The following is a 12324-nucleotide window of genomic DNA, read 5'->3' as shown; positions in this document are numbered from 1 at the left end:
GGCACCTCAAGGTGCTGGAACAGGCCGGCCTGATCTCGCGGAGCCGCAAAGCGACGATGCGCCTGAGCCACCTCGAAGCCGCGCCGCTGCGGGCCGCGACGAGCTGGCTGGAGTTCTACCGGGAGCACTGGGAGCAGCGCTACGACCGGCTGGGCGAGGTGCTGGCCGAACTGTCGGACACGGAGGAGACCTGAATGATGCTGCAAGGGAAGAACACCATCGTGTACGGCGCCGCCGGCGCCATCGGCGGCGCGGTGGCCCGCGGCTTCGGTCGCGCGGGAGCAACCGTGCACCTGGTCGGCCGCACGCCGGCGGCCTTGGACAAGGTCGCCGGGGACATCCGGTCGGCCGGCGGTGCGGCCGAGGTCGCCGCGTTCGACGCGTTCGACGAGGCGGCGGTCGACGCGCACGCGGCCGCGGTCGCCGAGCGGTTCGGCAGCCTCGACGTCTCGTTCAACGCGATCGGCCACCCGCACGCGTTCGGCACGCCCGTGGTCGAGATGGACTACGCCGACCTGGAGCGCGACGTGACCAGCCGGCTGCGGGCGTTCTGGCTGTCCACGAAGGCTGCCGCGCCGCACATGGTCCGGCAGGGCTCCGGCGTGGTGCTGACCTTCGGCGGCGACGGGCCGCCGCAGGCCGCGCTCGGCGGCCTGCAGGTCTCCCTCGGCGCGGTCGAGGTGCTGCGCCGGGTGCTGGCCCGCGAGCTGGGCGGGCACGGCATCCGGGTGCTCACGCTGCAGACCGGCGGGGTGCCGGAGTCGCTGCCCGAGGACATGCCCGAGGAGACGCGCGCAGAGATCGCGCGCGGGCTGGTCGAGCCGACCATGCTCGGCCGCGCGGCCACGTTGGACGACGTCGCCAACGCCGCGGTGTTCGCCGCGTCCGACTGGGCCCGGGCGCTGACGGCCACGAAGCTCAACCTGACGGTCGGCGGCGTGGTCGACTAGGAGACGCGCCGGGCGGCGGCGGGCAGGTCCGCCGAGATGCGGGCGGCGGTGGCGAGCAGTGGCGGCACGAGGTCGCGGCGGATCGCTTCCAGGGTCGTGCGGCTGGCGGCGGTTGAGACGTTGACCGCCGCCACCGTGCGGCCCGCGCGGTCGCGGATCGGGGCCGCCACCGCGCGCAGGCCCTCCTCCAGCTCCTGGTCGACCAGCGACCAGCCCTGTGCGCGTACCCGTTGCAGCTCGGTGCGCAGCGCGGCGACGCCGCCGATCGTGCGGCCGGTCAGCCGGTCGATGGACACGCTGTCGAGGTAGGCGGCCAGCTCGTCGTCGGGCAGGCCGGCCAGCAGGACCCGGCCCATCGACGTCGCGTACGCGGGGAAGCGGGTCCCGACGTTGATCGCCACCCGCATGATCCGCGAGGTGGGCACGCGGGCCACGTAGACGACGTCCGGGCCGTCCAGGACCGACACCGACGACGACTCGTTGACCTCGGCGACCAGCGCCTCGAGATGCACCTCGGCGACCTCGGGCAGGGACAGGCTCGACAGGTACGCGTAGCCGAGCTCCAGCACCCGCGGGCTCAGCGAGAAGAACCGGCCGTCGCTGCGCACGTAGCCGAGGTCCATCAGGGTCAGCAGGAACCGGCGCGCGGCGGCCCGGGTGACGCCGGTGGCCGCGGCGACCTCGCTGAGCGTCAGCTCGGGGTGCGAGCGGTCGAACGCGCGAATCACCGCGAGCCCGCGTTCCAGCGACTGGACGAAGTCCGCCGAGCGCACGGTCGTCACGACGCCTCCTCGATGCCGAGCTCGGAAAGCACCCGCTGTGCGGTCGCGAACGCGGTGTTCGCGGCCGGTGCGCCGGCGTAGACCGCCGTGTGCAGCAGCACCTCGCGGATCTCCGTCGGCGTGACGCCCTGGCCGATCGCGGCCCGGACGTGCATCGCCAGCTCGGTCGCGGCGTGCTGGCTGGCCAGCAGGGCGATCGTGACCAGGCAGCGGGTGCGCCGGTCGAGCTCCGGCCGGGTCCAGACCGCACCCCAGGCGTGCTCCGTCACGTGCTCCTGCCAGGGCGCGCTGAACGCGGTCGCGGCCGCGGCGGCGCGGTCGACGTGGGCGTCACCGAGCACGGCGCGGCGCACGTCGGCACCGCGGCGCGCGTGGACACCGTCGTCAGCCATCGTCCCTCCGGGCGGAATGGTAGGCCAGGGCGCGGTCGACGAAGTGGCCGGCGCTGCCCACAGGGTCGGTGGCGCCGCGCTCGGAGCGCAAGCCGGCCCGATCGAGGTTGGCGCGCATCACATCGGCGTGCACGACCAAGCCTCCCAGGCAGGCCCGCGACCAGGCCGCCGCAGAGCCCACCGCGACCAGCAGCGACCGCAGGGGCTGCCACTCGGCCTGCCAACTGCCCGCGCCCCGCTGGTGCTCCTGCACCGCGCTGGCCAGCAGGGTGGCCACCAGGCCGGGCGCCTGTGCGGTGGCGGCCAGCGTGCTGACGGCGGCCACCGGGTTGTGCTTGTGCGGCATCGCGCTGGAGCCGCCCGGCGCGCCCTCCTCGACCTCGCCGACCTCGCTCTGAGCAAGCAGCGTCACGTCGCGTGCCGGCTTGCCGAGCGCGCCGGCCGTGACGCCGAGCGCGCCCGCGAGCCGGCCGATCCGGCTGCGTTCGGTGTGCCACGGCAGCTCGGGCGCGGCCAGGCCGAGCCGGGCGGCGAACCCGGCTAGCACCGCGGGACCGGCCGGCCCGAGCCCGGCCAGCGTGCCGGCGGCGCCGCCGAGCTGTGCGGTGGGCGCAAACGAGTGCAGGTCGGTCGCCGCCGCGTCGAGCCCTGCCAGCCAGCCCGCCGCCGTCAGCCCGAAGGTGGTCGGCACGGCCTGCTGCAGCAGGGTCCGGCCGGCCATCGGGGTGTCCCGGTGTGCCTTGGCCAGATCGGCGGCGGCGGCGGCTGCTCCCTCCACATCGGACAGCAGGGCGGCCAGTGCCCGCCGGGTCACCAGCATGGTTGCCGTGTCGAGCACGTCCTGGCTGGTGGCGCCGGTGTGCACGTGTGCCCGGGCGGCCTCGGGGACGGCGTCCCGGATCGCCGCCACGAGGGGGACGACCGGGGTGGCGTGCGCGGCGGCCGCGCGGCCCAGCGCGGCCGGGTCGGGTGCCAGTGCGGCGCAGGCGGCGACGATCGCCGCGCCGGCGTCGGCCGGGATCACGCCGGCCTCGGCCGAGGCGGCGGCCAGTGCCGCCTCGGTGTCGAGCATCGCCCGCAGCCAGGCGTCGTCGGCCACCGCGGCCGGCACCGGGCCGCGGGCGAGGATGCCCGCGAACAGACCGTCAGAAGGTGAAGAAGACGGTCTCATGGTCGCCCTGCAAGGTGATGTCGAACGCGTACCCGTCGTCGGTCTCCTTCGCGATCAGCGTCTGCCGGCGGATCGGGTCGACCGTGGCCAGCACGGGGTCGCCGGCGTTGGCCGCCGCGTCGGGGAAGTAGATCCGGGTGACGACCCGGTCGAGCAGCCCGCGGGCGAGCACCGAGACGTCGATGTGCGGCGCCTGGAGCACGCCGTCGGGGCCGGGCACCGGGCCGGGGCGCACCGTGCGGATCGCGTACCGGCCCTGCGGGTCGGTCGGGCAGCGGGCGAAGCCGCGGAACCCGGGCGTGGCGACCGCGCCGCGCGGGTCGTCGGGGTGGTCGAACCGACCGTCCGGGTCGGCCTGCCAGGTCTCGATCAGCGCGTCCGGCACCGGGTCGCCGGCACCGTCGAGGACGACGCCGCGCAGCCAGAACGCGCCGGGCGTGCCGTCGGCGACGGCGAGCGGGCCACCCGCGAACGGCAACCCGAGCGCGAAGAACGGCCCGACGGTCTGCGACGGAGTAGTCATGAGTCCTCCATCGGGGTCGCGTCGCGGCCGCGCAGCACGATGTCCCACCGGTAGGCGAGCGACCATTCGGGCGTCGTGGCGTCGAGGTCGAACGCGGCGACCATGCGCTGGCGGGCCGCGTCGTCGCGGACCGAGTTGAAGATCGGGTCCTGGCCGAAGAGCGGGTCGTTCGGGAAATACATCTGCGTGACCAGGCGCTGGGTGAACGCCCGGCCGAACAGCGAGAAGTGGATGTGCGCGGGCCGCCAGGCGTTGGGGTGGTTTCGCCACGGGTACGCGCCCGGCTTGATGGTCATGAACCGGTAGCGACCGTCGCTGTCGGTCATCGTCCGGCCCGCACCGGTGAAGTTCGGGTCCAGCGGCGCCGGGTGCTGGTCGCCGACGTGGTTGTAGCGTCCGGCCGCGTTGGTCTGCCAGATCTCCACCAGCGTGTCCCGGACCGGCCGGCCGTCGCCGTCGAGCACGCGACCGAACACCTCGATCCGCTCGCCCTGCGGCTCGCCGTCGTGCTGGCGGGTCAGGTCGTTGTCGAGGGCGCCGAAGTCGCGCTCGCCGAGCGCCGGACCGGTCAGCTCGGTCAGCCCCTGCGGCAGCACCAGCAGCGGGTGGTGCGGGCTGCGCAGCCGGGTCGAGCCGTAGCCCGGCGCGGCCAGTGGGGGTTGGTCGGCTTCCGCGTGGCTCCGGTAGGGCGCCGGTGGCTTCCAGTCAGGCAACGCTGCCTCCTCTCGTCAGTGACCGCAGCGCTGTCAGTTCCGCGGGGGTGGGTGGTGCGGTGACCGCCAGATCGGCGCGCACGGCCAGCGGCCAGCCGGTGGCCGCGCGCACCTCGTCGACGGTCACGCCGGGGTGGATGCTCGCGAGGGTCAGCTCGCAGGTCTCGGGGTCGGGTTCGAGGACGCCCAGGTCGGTGATCAGCCGGATCGGGCCGCGGCCGCGCAGGCCGAGCGCGGCCCGATGGCCGGGGCCGTCGCCGAAGCCGAGCGAGGTGACGAACGCGAGGCGGTCGACCAGGATCCGCGGCCGGTGCCGGACGATCACGATCGTCTCGCGGCAGGAGGCGGCGATCTCCGGTGCGCCACCGGCGCCCGGCAGCCGCACCGCCGGCGCGGCGTAGTCGCCGATCACCGTGGTGTTGATGTTGCCGAGCCGGTCGACCTGTGCCGCGCCCAGGAACCCGACGTCGACCCGGCCGGGCTGCAACCAGTAGTTGAAGATCTCCGGCACGCTGACCACCGCGTCGGCGGTCTCGCCGAGCTCACCGTCGCCGATGGACAGTGGCAGCACGGTCGGCTTCGCGCCGATGGCGCCCGACTCGTAGATCAGCGCCAGGTCGGGGTTGCTGGTGCGGCGGGCGAGGTTGGCCGCGGTGCTCGGCAGGCCGATGCCCACGAAGCACGAGGTGCGGCCGGCCAGCGACCGGGCCGCGGTGACCGTCATGATCTCGTCGGCGTCCCAGGTCATGACGGGTCCCCACTCCGTGGTGACCCGCCCTGCCCGGGCGGTCTGAGCTGATGATGCCCTCGCCAAGGCTCGGTCATGCCGTCACCTCGTCGAGCCACTTCGCGAACGCTTCGCGGTCGCGGCTGATCGGGTCCCAGGCCTGGTAGTAGTCGTTGTCGCGGTCGTAGTAGCCCTGCGCGTAGGACGGGTGCGCACCGCGCGGCACGTGCGCGACCGCGCTGACCACCCAGCCGGGCAGCACCACGGCGTCGGGCCGGGGGTCGAGCTCGTCGACGATCTCCTCGACGGTGACCAGCGAGCGGCGGGCGGCCAGCACCGCCTCCTTCTGCACGCCGGTGATCCCCCACATCTGCACGTTGCCACGGCGGTCGGCGCGCTGTGCGTGGATCACGGCGACGTCCGGGTTGAGCGCGGCGACCGCGGTGAGCACCTCGCCGGTGAACGGGCAGGTGACCGTGGAGACCGTGGTGGTGTGCTTGGCGATGTCGGTGCCGACGTAGCCGCGCAGCACCGCGAACGGCAGCCCCGACGCGCCGGCCACGTAGCGGTTGGCCATGCCGGCGTGGCTGTGCTCCTCGATCTCGATCGGCCCGGGCCAGGCGTTCTCGACCGCGTCACGGAACCGGTGCAGCGAACCGACGCCCGGGTTGCCGCCCCACGAGAACACCAGCCTTGCCGCGCAACCCGCACCGATGAGCTGGTCGTAGACGATGTCAGGCGTCATCCGGACGAGCGTGAGCCCGCGCCGCCCCTGCCGGATGATCTCCTGCCCGGCGGCGACCGGGATGAGGTGGGTGAAGCCCTCCAACGCGACCGTGTCCCCGTCGTGGACCAGCTCCGCCACACCCTCGGCGAGGCTGACGAGTTCGGCCATGCGGCTCCCGCTCTGTGCGCTATACGAACAATCGTTCAACGGCCAGCCTAGGAACCGCACGCTTCGCGCGTCAACACTGGCGCGCTTTGCGCGTCAACAATGACAAGCATTGACTTCCGGTGTTGCCCGGTTCTAGGTTTCCCGGTGTACATCTGTGCGCTATCCGAACACCCGTCTCTTCTCCGTCACCCCTCAGCGGATGGAGTTCCGATGCGACGCCCCCTGCTCGCCCTCTTCACCGCGGTGGCGCTGTTGGCCACGGCCGCCTGCGGTGACTCGTCCGAACAACCCAGCGCCGGCCAGTCCGGCGGTGCCACCCAGCCCGACAAGGTGAACGCCGGGGTCATCGCGATCCTCGACGTCGCGCCGATCTACCTCGGCAAGGAAAAGGGCTTCTTCAGCAAGCGCAACATCGACCTGACCCTGACCACCGCGCAGGGCGGCGCCGCGATCGTGCCGGCCGTGCTCTCGGGTCAATACCAGTTCGGTTTCAGCAACGCGGTCTCGCTGCTGCTGGCCAAGTCGCAGAACGCGCCGCTCAAGGTGGTGTGCAACGGCAACAACTCGACCGGTGTCGCCGACGACTTCGCGGGCCTCTACGTCAAGCCGGACAGCCCGATCCAGTCGCCCAAGGACCTCGTGGGCAAGACGGTCGCGGCCAACACGCTGAAGAACATCGTGGACACCAGCGTGCGCGCCTCGGTGAAGAAGGACGGCGGCGACCCGAGCCAGGTCAAGTTCACCGAGTTGCCGTTCCCGGAGCAGGTGGGCGCGCTGCAGGCGGGCCGGGTCGACGCGATCTTCGTGGTCGAGCCGTTCCAGCAGGCCGCGGTGGCCGCCGGCATGCGCAAGATCGCTTCCAGCTACGTCGACGCGGCGCCGAACCTGACCGTCGCGATGTACTTCACCTCGACCAAGCTGGCCGGCGAGAACCCCGACCTGGTCGCCCGCTTCACCGAGGCGATGAAGGAGTCGCTGGCGTACGCGGACGCGAACAGCGCCGAGGTGCGCGACATCATCGGCACCTACACCAAGATCGAGGAGCCGGTGCGGGAAAAGATGGTGCTGCCCAAGTGGCCGACCGAGATCAACACTGACGCGGTGAACGCCCTGGCCGACGCCGCCGTCGCCGACGGCCTGCTCAAGGAGAAGCCGGACGTCGCGGGGTTGCTTCCCTGATGGTCGCCGTCGCGGCGCGCACGTCCCGGGTGACCGGCCGGCGGTTCCGGTCGGTCACCCTGGGCGTGCTCGGCCTTCTCGGATTCGCGCTGGTGCTCGAGGTGGCGCCGCGGGTCGGCATCGTGCCGATCGACTTCGCGCCGCCCACCAGCCAGATCCTGGTCACCCTCGGCGAGCAGCTCGGCCAGCCGTCGTTCTGGACGGCGCTGCTGCGGACCCTGCTCACCTGGGCCAACGGGCTGTTGATCGCCGTGGTCGCCGGCACCGTCGTCGGCGTGCTGCTGGGATCGTTGCCCGTCCTGCGCGCCGCGACCGCGACGACCGTCGAGTTCCTGCGGCCGATCCCGTCGGTCGCGCTGATCCCGCTCGTGATCGTGCTCTACGGGCCGACCGTCCGGTCGACCCTGGTGCTGGTCGTCTACGCGGCCTTCTGGCAGATGCTGATCCAGGTCGTGCACGGCGTCGTCGACGTCGACCCGGTCGCCCGCGACACGGCCCGCTCGTTCCGGCTCGGGCCCTGGGGGACCGTGCGCTACGTGATCTGGCCGAGCGCGCTGCCGTACGTGATGACCGGTCTGCGCCTGGCTGCCGCCGTCGCGCTGATCCTGACCATCACCGGCGAGCTGGTGATCGGCTCGCCCGGCCTGGGCAAGGAGATCGACAACGCACAGCAGAGCAACGCGGTGCGCATCGTGTACGCGCTGATCGTCGTCACCGGCATCCTCGGCGTCCTGATCAACGTCCTCATCCGGCAGGTCGAGCGCCGGGTGCTGGCCTGGCACCCGGCCACGCGGGCCGAGACGGTCGAGGGGGTGGGCGTGCGATGAGGTTCCTCCGGCGCGTGCTGCTCGCGCTCGGCCTGCCGGTCGTGCTGGTCGCGGCCTGGTGGTTCGGGTCGGCCGGCAGCCAGGACTTCTACTGGCCGTCGCTGTCGACCATCGTGGACGCCTTCGGCCGCACCTGGACCTGGGAGATGTTCCAGGAGCAGGTGTTCCCGTCGCTCTGGCGCCTGCTCGCCGGCTACCTCATCGCGGTCGTGGTCGGTGTCGCGCTGGGCGTGCTGATCGGCACCTACGGCTCGGTGCGCGCGCTCCTGGAGCCCGTGCTCGAGTTCCTGCGCGCGTTCCCGCCGCCCGTGCTGGTGCCGGCGGCGATCCTGCTCTCCGGCATCGGCGACCGCACCAAGATCCTCGTGATCGTCTTCGGCTGCGTCTGGCCGGTGCTGCTCAACACCATCGAAGGTGTCCGCGGCCGCGACGAGGTGCTCAGCGACACCTGCCGCACCTACCGCGTCACGGGGCTGCTCCGCCTGCGCCACCTGGTGCTGCGCGCCGCCAGCCCGCAGATCGTCACCGGCGCCCGGCAGGCCCTGCCGCTGGCCATCATCCTGATGGTGATCAGCGAGATCATGGCCGCCAACGAGGGCCTCGGTTTCACGGTCCTCCAGTTCCAGCGGGGATTCCAGATCCCCGAGATGTGGAGCGGCGTGCTCCTGCTCGGGCTGATCGGCATCGTGCTCTCCCTGCTGTTCAGAGTCGCCGAGCGCTCGCTGCTCGGCTGGTACCACGGCCAGCGCGCGGGACAACGGGAGTTCTGATGCTTGAGGTCAAGAACCTGCACAAGGTGTACGACGGGCACGGGCGGCGGGTGACCGCGGTCGGGGACCTCACGTTCACCGTCCCTGAAGGACAGTTCGCCTGCGTGGTCGGACCGTCCGGCTGTGGCAAGACCACCCTCCTGCGGGTGCTCGCCGGCCTGCTGCCGGCCACCTCCGGGGAGGTCACGGTGCGCGGCACGCCGGTCACGGCGCCGCCGCCGGACCTCGCGGTGGTGTTCCAGGAGTACGGCCGGAGCCTGTTCCCGTGGCTGCGGGTGCGCGCCAACGTCGAGCTGCCGTTGAAGGCGCAGGGGATGGGCCGGGCGCAACGCCGCGAGCTCGCCTCCGAGGCGCTCGAGGCGGTCGGACTGTCCGATGTCGACAACGCGTACCCCTGGCAGCTCTCCGGCGGCATGCAGCAGCGGGTCGCGATCGCGCGGGCCATCGCCTACCAACCCAAGGTGCTGCTGATGGACGAGCCGTTCGCGGCCGTCGACGCGCAGACCCGCGCGGACCTCGAAGACCTGGTGCGGTCGGTCTGGCAGCGGCTGGGCGTGACGCTGCTGTTCGTCACGCACGACATCGACGAGGCCGTCTACCTCGGCCAGCGGGTGATCGTGCTGTCCGCGTCGCCCACGACGGTGGCCGAGGACCTGGCCATCGACCTGCCCGCCGAGCGGGACCAGCTCGCCACCCGGTCCGACCCGCGGTTCACGGAGCTGCGCGGTCAGGTCTACGCCCGCATTCAGCAGGTAAAGCGCGCACCGGCTGCGGAAGGAGCATCGGCATGACGTTCTTCGACCCACAGGTGTGGGACGGCAAGGTGTTCACGGGGGACTGGGTCACGCCGGCAGGCGGGGCCACGGAGATCGTCGAGAAGGCGACCGGCGCGGCGCTGGGCCGCACCGGCGTGGCTTCCCCCGGCGACGTGGCGGCTTCGGCGGCTGCCGCCGGCGCGGCACAGCGGGCCTGGGCGGCGACCTCGTTCGAGGAGCGCGCGGCGGTGCTGCGGCGGGCCGGCGCGCTGATCGAGGCCAACGCGGCGGAGCTGCGGGACTGGGTCGTCCGCGAGACCGGCGCGGTGCCGGGGCTCGGCGACTTCGCGGTCGGTGTGGCCACACAGGAGTGTTACGAGGCGGCGGGGCTGGCACACCGGCCGGCCGGCGAGATCCTGCAGAGCAACCAGCCGCGGCTGAGCCTGCTCAAGCGGGTCCCGGTCGGCGTGGTCGGGGTGATCTCGCCGTTCAACGTGCCGCTGATCCTGTCGATCCGCTCGGTGGCACCCGCGCTGGCGCTGGGCAACGCCGTCGTGCTCAAGCCCGACCTGCGTACCCCGGTCAGCGGTGGTTTCGCGATCGCCCGGGTGTTCGCCGAGGCCGGCCTGCCAGCGGGGCTGCTGCACGTGCTGCCCGGCGGTGCCGAAGCCGGCTCCGCGCTGGTCACCGAACCCGCGATCCGGGCGGTCTCGTTCACCGGCTCCAGCGCGACCGGCCGGCGGGTCGCCGAGCTGGCCGCCCGCCACCTCAAGCGGGTGCACCTGGAGCTGGGCGGCAACTCGGCGCTGGTCGTGCTCGACGACGCCGACCTGGAGCGGGCGGTCTCCGCCGGCGCCTGGGGTTCGTTCCTGCACCAGGGGCAGATCTGCATGACCGCCGGGCGGCACCTGGTGCACGAGCGGATCGCCGACGACTACGTCGCGGCGCTCGCCGAGCACGCCGACCACCTGCCGGTCGGCGACCCGTTCACCGGTCAGGTGGCGCTCGGGCCGCTGGTCGACGAGGGGCAGCGCGACAAGGTGCACGCGCTCGTCACCGCGACCGTCGACGCGGGCGCGCGGCTCGCGGCGGGCGGCAAGCACGAGGGGCTGTTCTACCGGCCGACGGTGCTCGACGAGGTGCGCACGGACATGCCGGCGTACGCGGAGGAGGTGTTCGGCCCGGTCGCTCCCGTGGTGCGGTTCTCCTCGGACGACGAGGCCGTGGCGTTGGCCGCCGACTCCAGCTATGGCCTGTCGCTGAGCATCCTGACCGGCGACGCCATGCGCGGCCTCGCCCTCGCCGAGCGGATCCCGAGCGGCATCGTGCACATCAACGACCAGACCGTCAACGACGAGGCGGTGGCCCCGTTCGGCGGGGTCCTCGACTCCGGCACCGGCGCGCGGTTCGGCGGCGCCGGCAACCTCGACGCGTTCACCGAGCAGCGATGGATCACGCTGCGCGGTGACATCCCGGCTTACCCGTTCTGATCCTTTCTCCGAGTGAGGTGCGAGAGATGACGTTGCGCGACACGCCGCCGTTCCGGGCCGACCATGTGGGCAGCCTGCTGCGCCCGGAACGGCTGCTGAAGGCGCGTGCCGACCGGGCCGCGGGCACGATCTCGGCCGACGAGCTGCGAGCCGTGGAGGACGACGCGATCCGCGAGGTGGTGCGGATGCAGCGCGACGTCGGGCTGCGGTCGGCCACCGACGGCGAGTTCCGGCGCACGTCGTGGCACATGGACTTCATCTACCAGCTCGGCGGCATACACAGCACCGACGAGAAGATCCGGGTGCACTTCCACAACAAGGAGGGCGACCTCGACTTCACGTCGGCGGCGCTGGCCGTGGACGGGCCGGTCCGGCTGGAGAAGACCATCTTCGGCCCGGACTTCGCCTTCCTCTCGTCCACCGTGGACTCTGATGTGACCGCGAAGCTGACGATCCCGTCGCCGAGCATGGTGCATTACCGGGGTGGCAAGGCGTCCATCGATCCGGCCGTCTATCCCGACGAGGAGCAGTTCTGGGCCGACCTGTCGGCGGCGTACGCGGCACAGGTCGCGGCGGTCGCGTCGCTCGGCTGTCGTTATCTCCAGCTCGACGACACCAGTCTGGCCTACCTGAACGACCCCGAACAGCGGCGGCAGCTCGACGAGCGGGGTGACGACGCCGAGCACCAGCACCTGCGCTACATCAAGCAGATCAACGCGGCGATCCAGGACCGGCCGGCGGGGCTTTCGGTGACGACACACATGTGCCGGGGCAACTTCCGGTCGTCGTGGGCGGCCGAGGGCGGCTACGACTTCGTCGCCGAGGCGCTCTTCTCCGAGCTCGCGGTCGACGGGTTCTTCCTGGAGTTCGACGACGAGCGCTCCGGCGGCTTCGCGCCCCTGCGGTTCGTACCCCCGGGGAAGATGGTCGTTCTTGGTCTGGTCACCACCAAGCGGGGCGAGCTGGAGTCCAAGGACGCGCTGAAGCGGCGCATCGACGAGGCGGCGAAATATGTGCCGCTCGAGCAGCTCTGCCTCTCGCCGCAGTGCGGTTTCTCGTCGACGGTCGAGGGCAACGTACTCAGCTACGACGACGAGGTGGCCAAGCTGCGCCTGATCGTCGAGACCGCCGACGAGGTGTGGGGCTGACC

The 12324-nt window shown here is 72.4% G+C and carries 14 protein-coding genes and 1 pseudogene; 8 read left to right on the top strand and 7 right to left on the bottom strand.

The genetic code is table 11. The annotated features are described in order from the left end of the window. A pseudogene (locus Air01nite_RS31295) lies at positions 1 to 194 on the top strand (transcriptional regulator); the annotation flags it as partial. After that, complete coding sequence (locus tag Air01nite_RS31290) at positions 195 to 950, top strand: SDR family NAD(P)-dependent oxidoreductase (RefSeq protein WP_203706945.1); 756 nt, start codon at positions 195 to 197, stop codon at positions 948 to 950. Here the strand turns inward: Air01nite_RS31290 and Air01nite_RS31285 are convergent. The 7 genes from Air01nite_RS31285 to Air01nite_RS31255 form a co-directional block, all read right to left on the bottom strand. Beyond that, a complete protein-coding gene (locus Air01nite_RS31285) occupies positions 947 to 1732 on the bottom strand; it encodes an IclR family transcriptional regulator domain-containing protein (RefSeq protein WP_203706944.1) in 786 nt (261 codons plus the stop codon). The genes Air01nite_RS31290 and Air01nite_RS31285 overlap by 4 nt on opposite strands. Next, a complete protein-coding gene (locus tag Air01nite_RS31280; RefSeq protein ID WP_203706943.1) occupies positions 1729 to 2124 on the bottom strand; it encodes a carboxymuconolactone decarboxylase family protein in 396 nt (131 codons plus the stop codon). The genes Air01nite_RS31285 and Air01nite_RS31280 overlap by 4 nt, the downstream gene beginning before the upstream one ends. Next, a complete protein-coding gene (gene pcaB / locus Air01nite_RS31275; RefSeq protein ID WP_203706942.1) occupies positions 2117 to 3295 on the bottom strand; it encodes a 3-carboxy-cis,cis-muconate cycloisomerase in 1179 nt (392 codons plus the stop codon). The genes Air01nite_RS31280 and pcaB overlap by 8 nt, the downstream gene beginning before the upstream one ends. Then, a complete protein-coding gene (gene pcaG, locus Air01nite_RS31270) occupies positions 3270 to 3818 on the bottom strand; it encodes a protocatechuate 3,4-dioxygenase subunit alpha (RefSeq protein ID WP_203706941.1) in 549 nt (182 codons plus the stop codon). The genes pcaB and pcaG overlap by 26 nt, the downstream gene beginning before the upstream one ends. Beyond that, a complete protein-coding gene (pcaH, locus tag Air01nite_RS31265; RefSeq protein ID WP_203706940.1) occupies positions 3815 to 4531 on the bottom strand; it encodes a protocatechuate 3,4-dioxygenase subunit beta in 717 nt (238 codons plus the stop codon). Before pcaH ends, pcaG begins: the two co-directional genes overlap by 4 nt. Next, a complete protein-coding gene (locus tag Air01nite_RS31260; protein ID WP_203706939.1) occupies positions 4524 to 5279 on the bottom strand; it encodes a CoA-transferase subunit beta in 756 nt (251 codons plus the stop codon). Before Air01nite_RS31260 ends, pcaH begins: the two co-directional genes overlap by 8 nt. 73 nt (positions 5280 to 5352) lie before the next feature. Next, complete coding sequence (locus Air01nite_RS31255; protein ID WP_203706938.1) at positions 5353 to 6153, bottom strand: CoA transferase subunit A; 801 nt, start codon at positions 6151 to 6153, stop codon at positions 5353 to 5355. 210 nt (positions 6154 to 6363) lie between these two features. Between Air01nite_RS31255 and Air01nite_RS31250 the strand changes: the two genes are divergently transcribed. From Air01nite_RS31250 to Air01nite_RS31225, 6 genes are read left to right on the top strand one after another with little or no spacing between them, the layout of a single operon-like run. Further along, positions 6364 to 7332: an ABC transporter substrate-binding protein gene (locus tag Air01nite_RS31250; protein ID WP_203706937.1), complete on the top strand. Its 969-nt coding sequence runs from the start codon at positions 6364 to 6366 to the stop codon at positions 7330 to 7332. Then, complete coding sequence (locus Air01nite_RS31245; RefSeq protein ID WP_203706936.1) at positions 7332 to 8159, top strand: ABC transporter permease; 828 nt, start codon at positions 7332 to 7334, stop codon at positions 8157 to 8159. The genes Air01nite_RS31250 and Air01nite_RS31245 overlap by 1 nt, the downstream gene beginning before the upstream one ends. Beyond that, the gene (locus tag Air01nite_RS31240) at positions 8156 to 8929 is read left to right on the top strand and encodes an ABC transporter permease (RefSeq protein WP_203706935.1); all 774 of its coding nucleotides are present in this window, start codon (positions 8156 to 8158) and stop codon (positions 8927 to 8929) included. Before Air01nite_RS31245 ends, Air01nite_RS31240 begins: the two co-directional genes overlap by 4 nt. Further along, positions 8929 to 9720 (top strand): ABC transporter ATP-binding protein, encoded by a 792-nt coding sequence (locus Air01nite_RS31235; RefSeq protein ID WP_203706934.1) that lies wholly within the window; start codon positions 8929 to 8931, stop codon positions 9718 to 9720. Before Air01nite_RS31240 ends, Air01nite_RS31235 begins: the two co-directional genes overlap by 1 nt. Then, positions 9717 to 11174, top strand: coding sequence for a benzaldehyde dehydrogenase (locus Air01nite_RS31230; RefSeq protein ID WP_203706933.1), 1458 nt, complete (start codon positions 9717 to 9719; stop codon positions 11172 to 11174). Before Air01nite_RS31235 ends, Air01nite_RS31230 begins: the two co-directional genes overlap by 4 nt. 26 nt (positions 11175 to 11200) lie before the next feature. Next, positions 11201 to 12322 carry a 5-methyltetrahydropteroyltriglutamate--homocysteine S-methyltransferase gene (locus Air01nite_RS31225; protein WP_203706932.1) on the top strand — a complete coding sequence of 374 codons (1122 nt, stop codon included), beginning with the start codon at positions 11201 to 11203 and terminating at the stop codon, positions 12320 to 12322. Positions 12323 to 12324 lie beyond the last annotated feature (2 nt).

The organism is Asanoa iriomotensis, assembly GCF_016862515.1.
GTDB classification, from domain to species: Bacteria; Actinomycetota; Actinomycetes; order Mycobacteriales; family Micromonosporaceae; genus Asanoa; species Asanoa iriomotensis.
This window is presented reverse-complemented; position numbering and strand designations above follow the sequence as displayed.

Excerpts from the sequence above, each read along its gene's own strand:
- Air01nite_RS31290 (WP_203706945.1), top strand. The coding sequence starts at position 195 with ATGATGCTGCAAGGGAAGAACACCATCGTGTACGGCGCCGCCGGCGCC.
- Air01nite_RS31280 (WP_203706943.1), bottom strand. The coding sequence starts at position 2,124 with ATGGCTGACGACGGTGTCCACGCGCGCCGCGGTGCCGACGTGCGCCGC.
- pcaB (WP_203706942.1), bottom strand. The coding sequence starts at position 3,295 with ATGAGACCGTCTTCTTCACCTTCTGACGGTCTGTTCGCGGGCATCCTC.
- pcaG (WP_203706941.1), bottom strand. The coding sequence starts at position 3,818 with ATGACTACTCCGTCGCAGACCGTCGGGCCGTTCTTCGCGCTCGGGTTG.
- Air01nite_RS31260 (WP_203706939.1), bottom strand. The coding sequence starts at position 5,279 with ATGACCTGGGACGCCGACGAGATCATGACGGTCACCGCGGCCCGGTCG.
- Air01nite_RS31255 (WP_203706938.1), bottom strand. The coding sequence starts at position 6,153 with ATGGCCGAACTCGTCAGCCTCGCCGAGGGTGTGGCGGAGCTGGTCCAC.
- Air01nite_RS31250 (WP_203706937.1), top strand. The coding sequence starts at position 6,364 with ATGCGACGCCCCCTGCTCGCCCTCTTCACCGCGGTGGCGCTGTTGGCC.
- Air01nite_RS31245 (WP_203706936.1), top strand. The coding sequence starts at position 7,332 with ATGGTCGCCGTCGCGGCGCGCACGTCCCGGGTGACCGGCCGGCGGTTC.
- Air01nite_RS31240 (WP_203706935.1), top strand. The coding sequence starts at position 8,156 with ATGAGGTTCCTCCGGCGCGTGCTGCTCGCGCTCGGCCTGCCGGTCGTG.
- Air01nite_RS31235 (WP_203706934.1), top strand. The coding sequence starts at position 8,929 with ATGCTTGAGGTCAAGAACCTGCACAAGGTGTACGACGGGCACGGGCGG.
- Air01nite_RS31230 (WP_203706933.1), top strand. The coding sequence starts at position 9,717 with ATGACGTTCTTCGACCCACAGGTGTGGGACGGCAAGGTGTTCACGGGG.
- Air01nite_RS31225 (WP_203706932.1), top strand. The coding sequence starts at position 11,201 with ATGACGTTGCGCGACACGCCGCCGTTCCGGGCCGACCATGTGGGCAGC.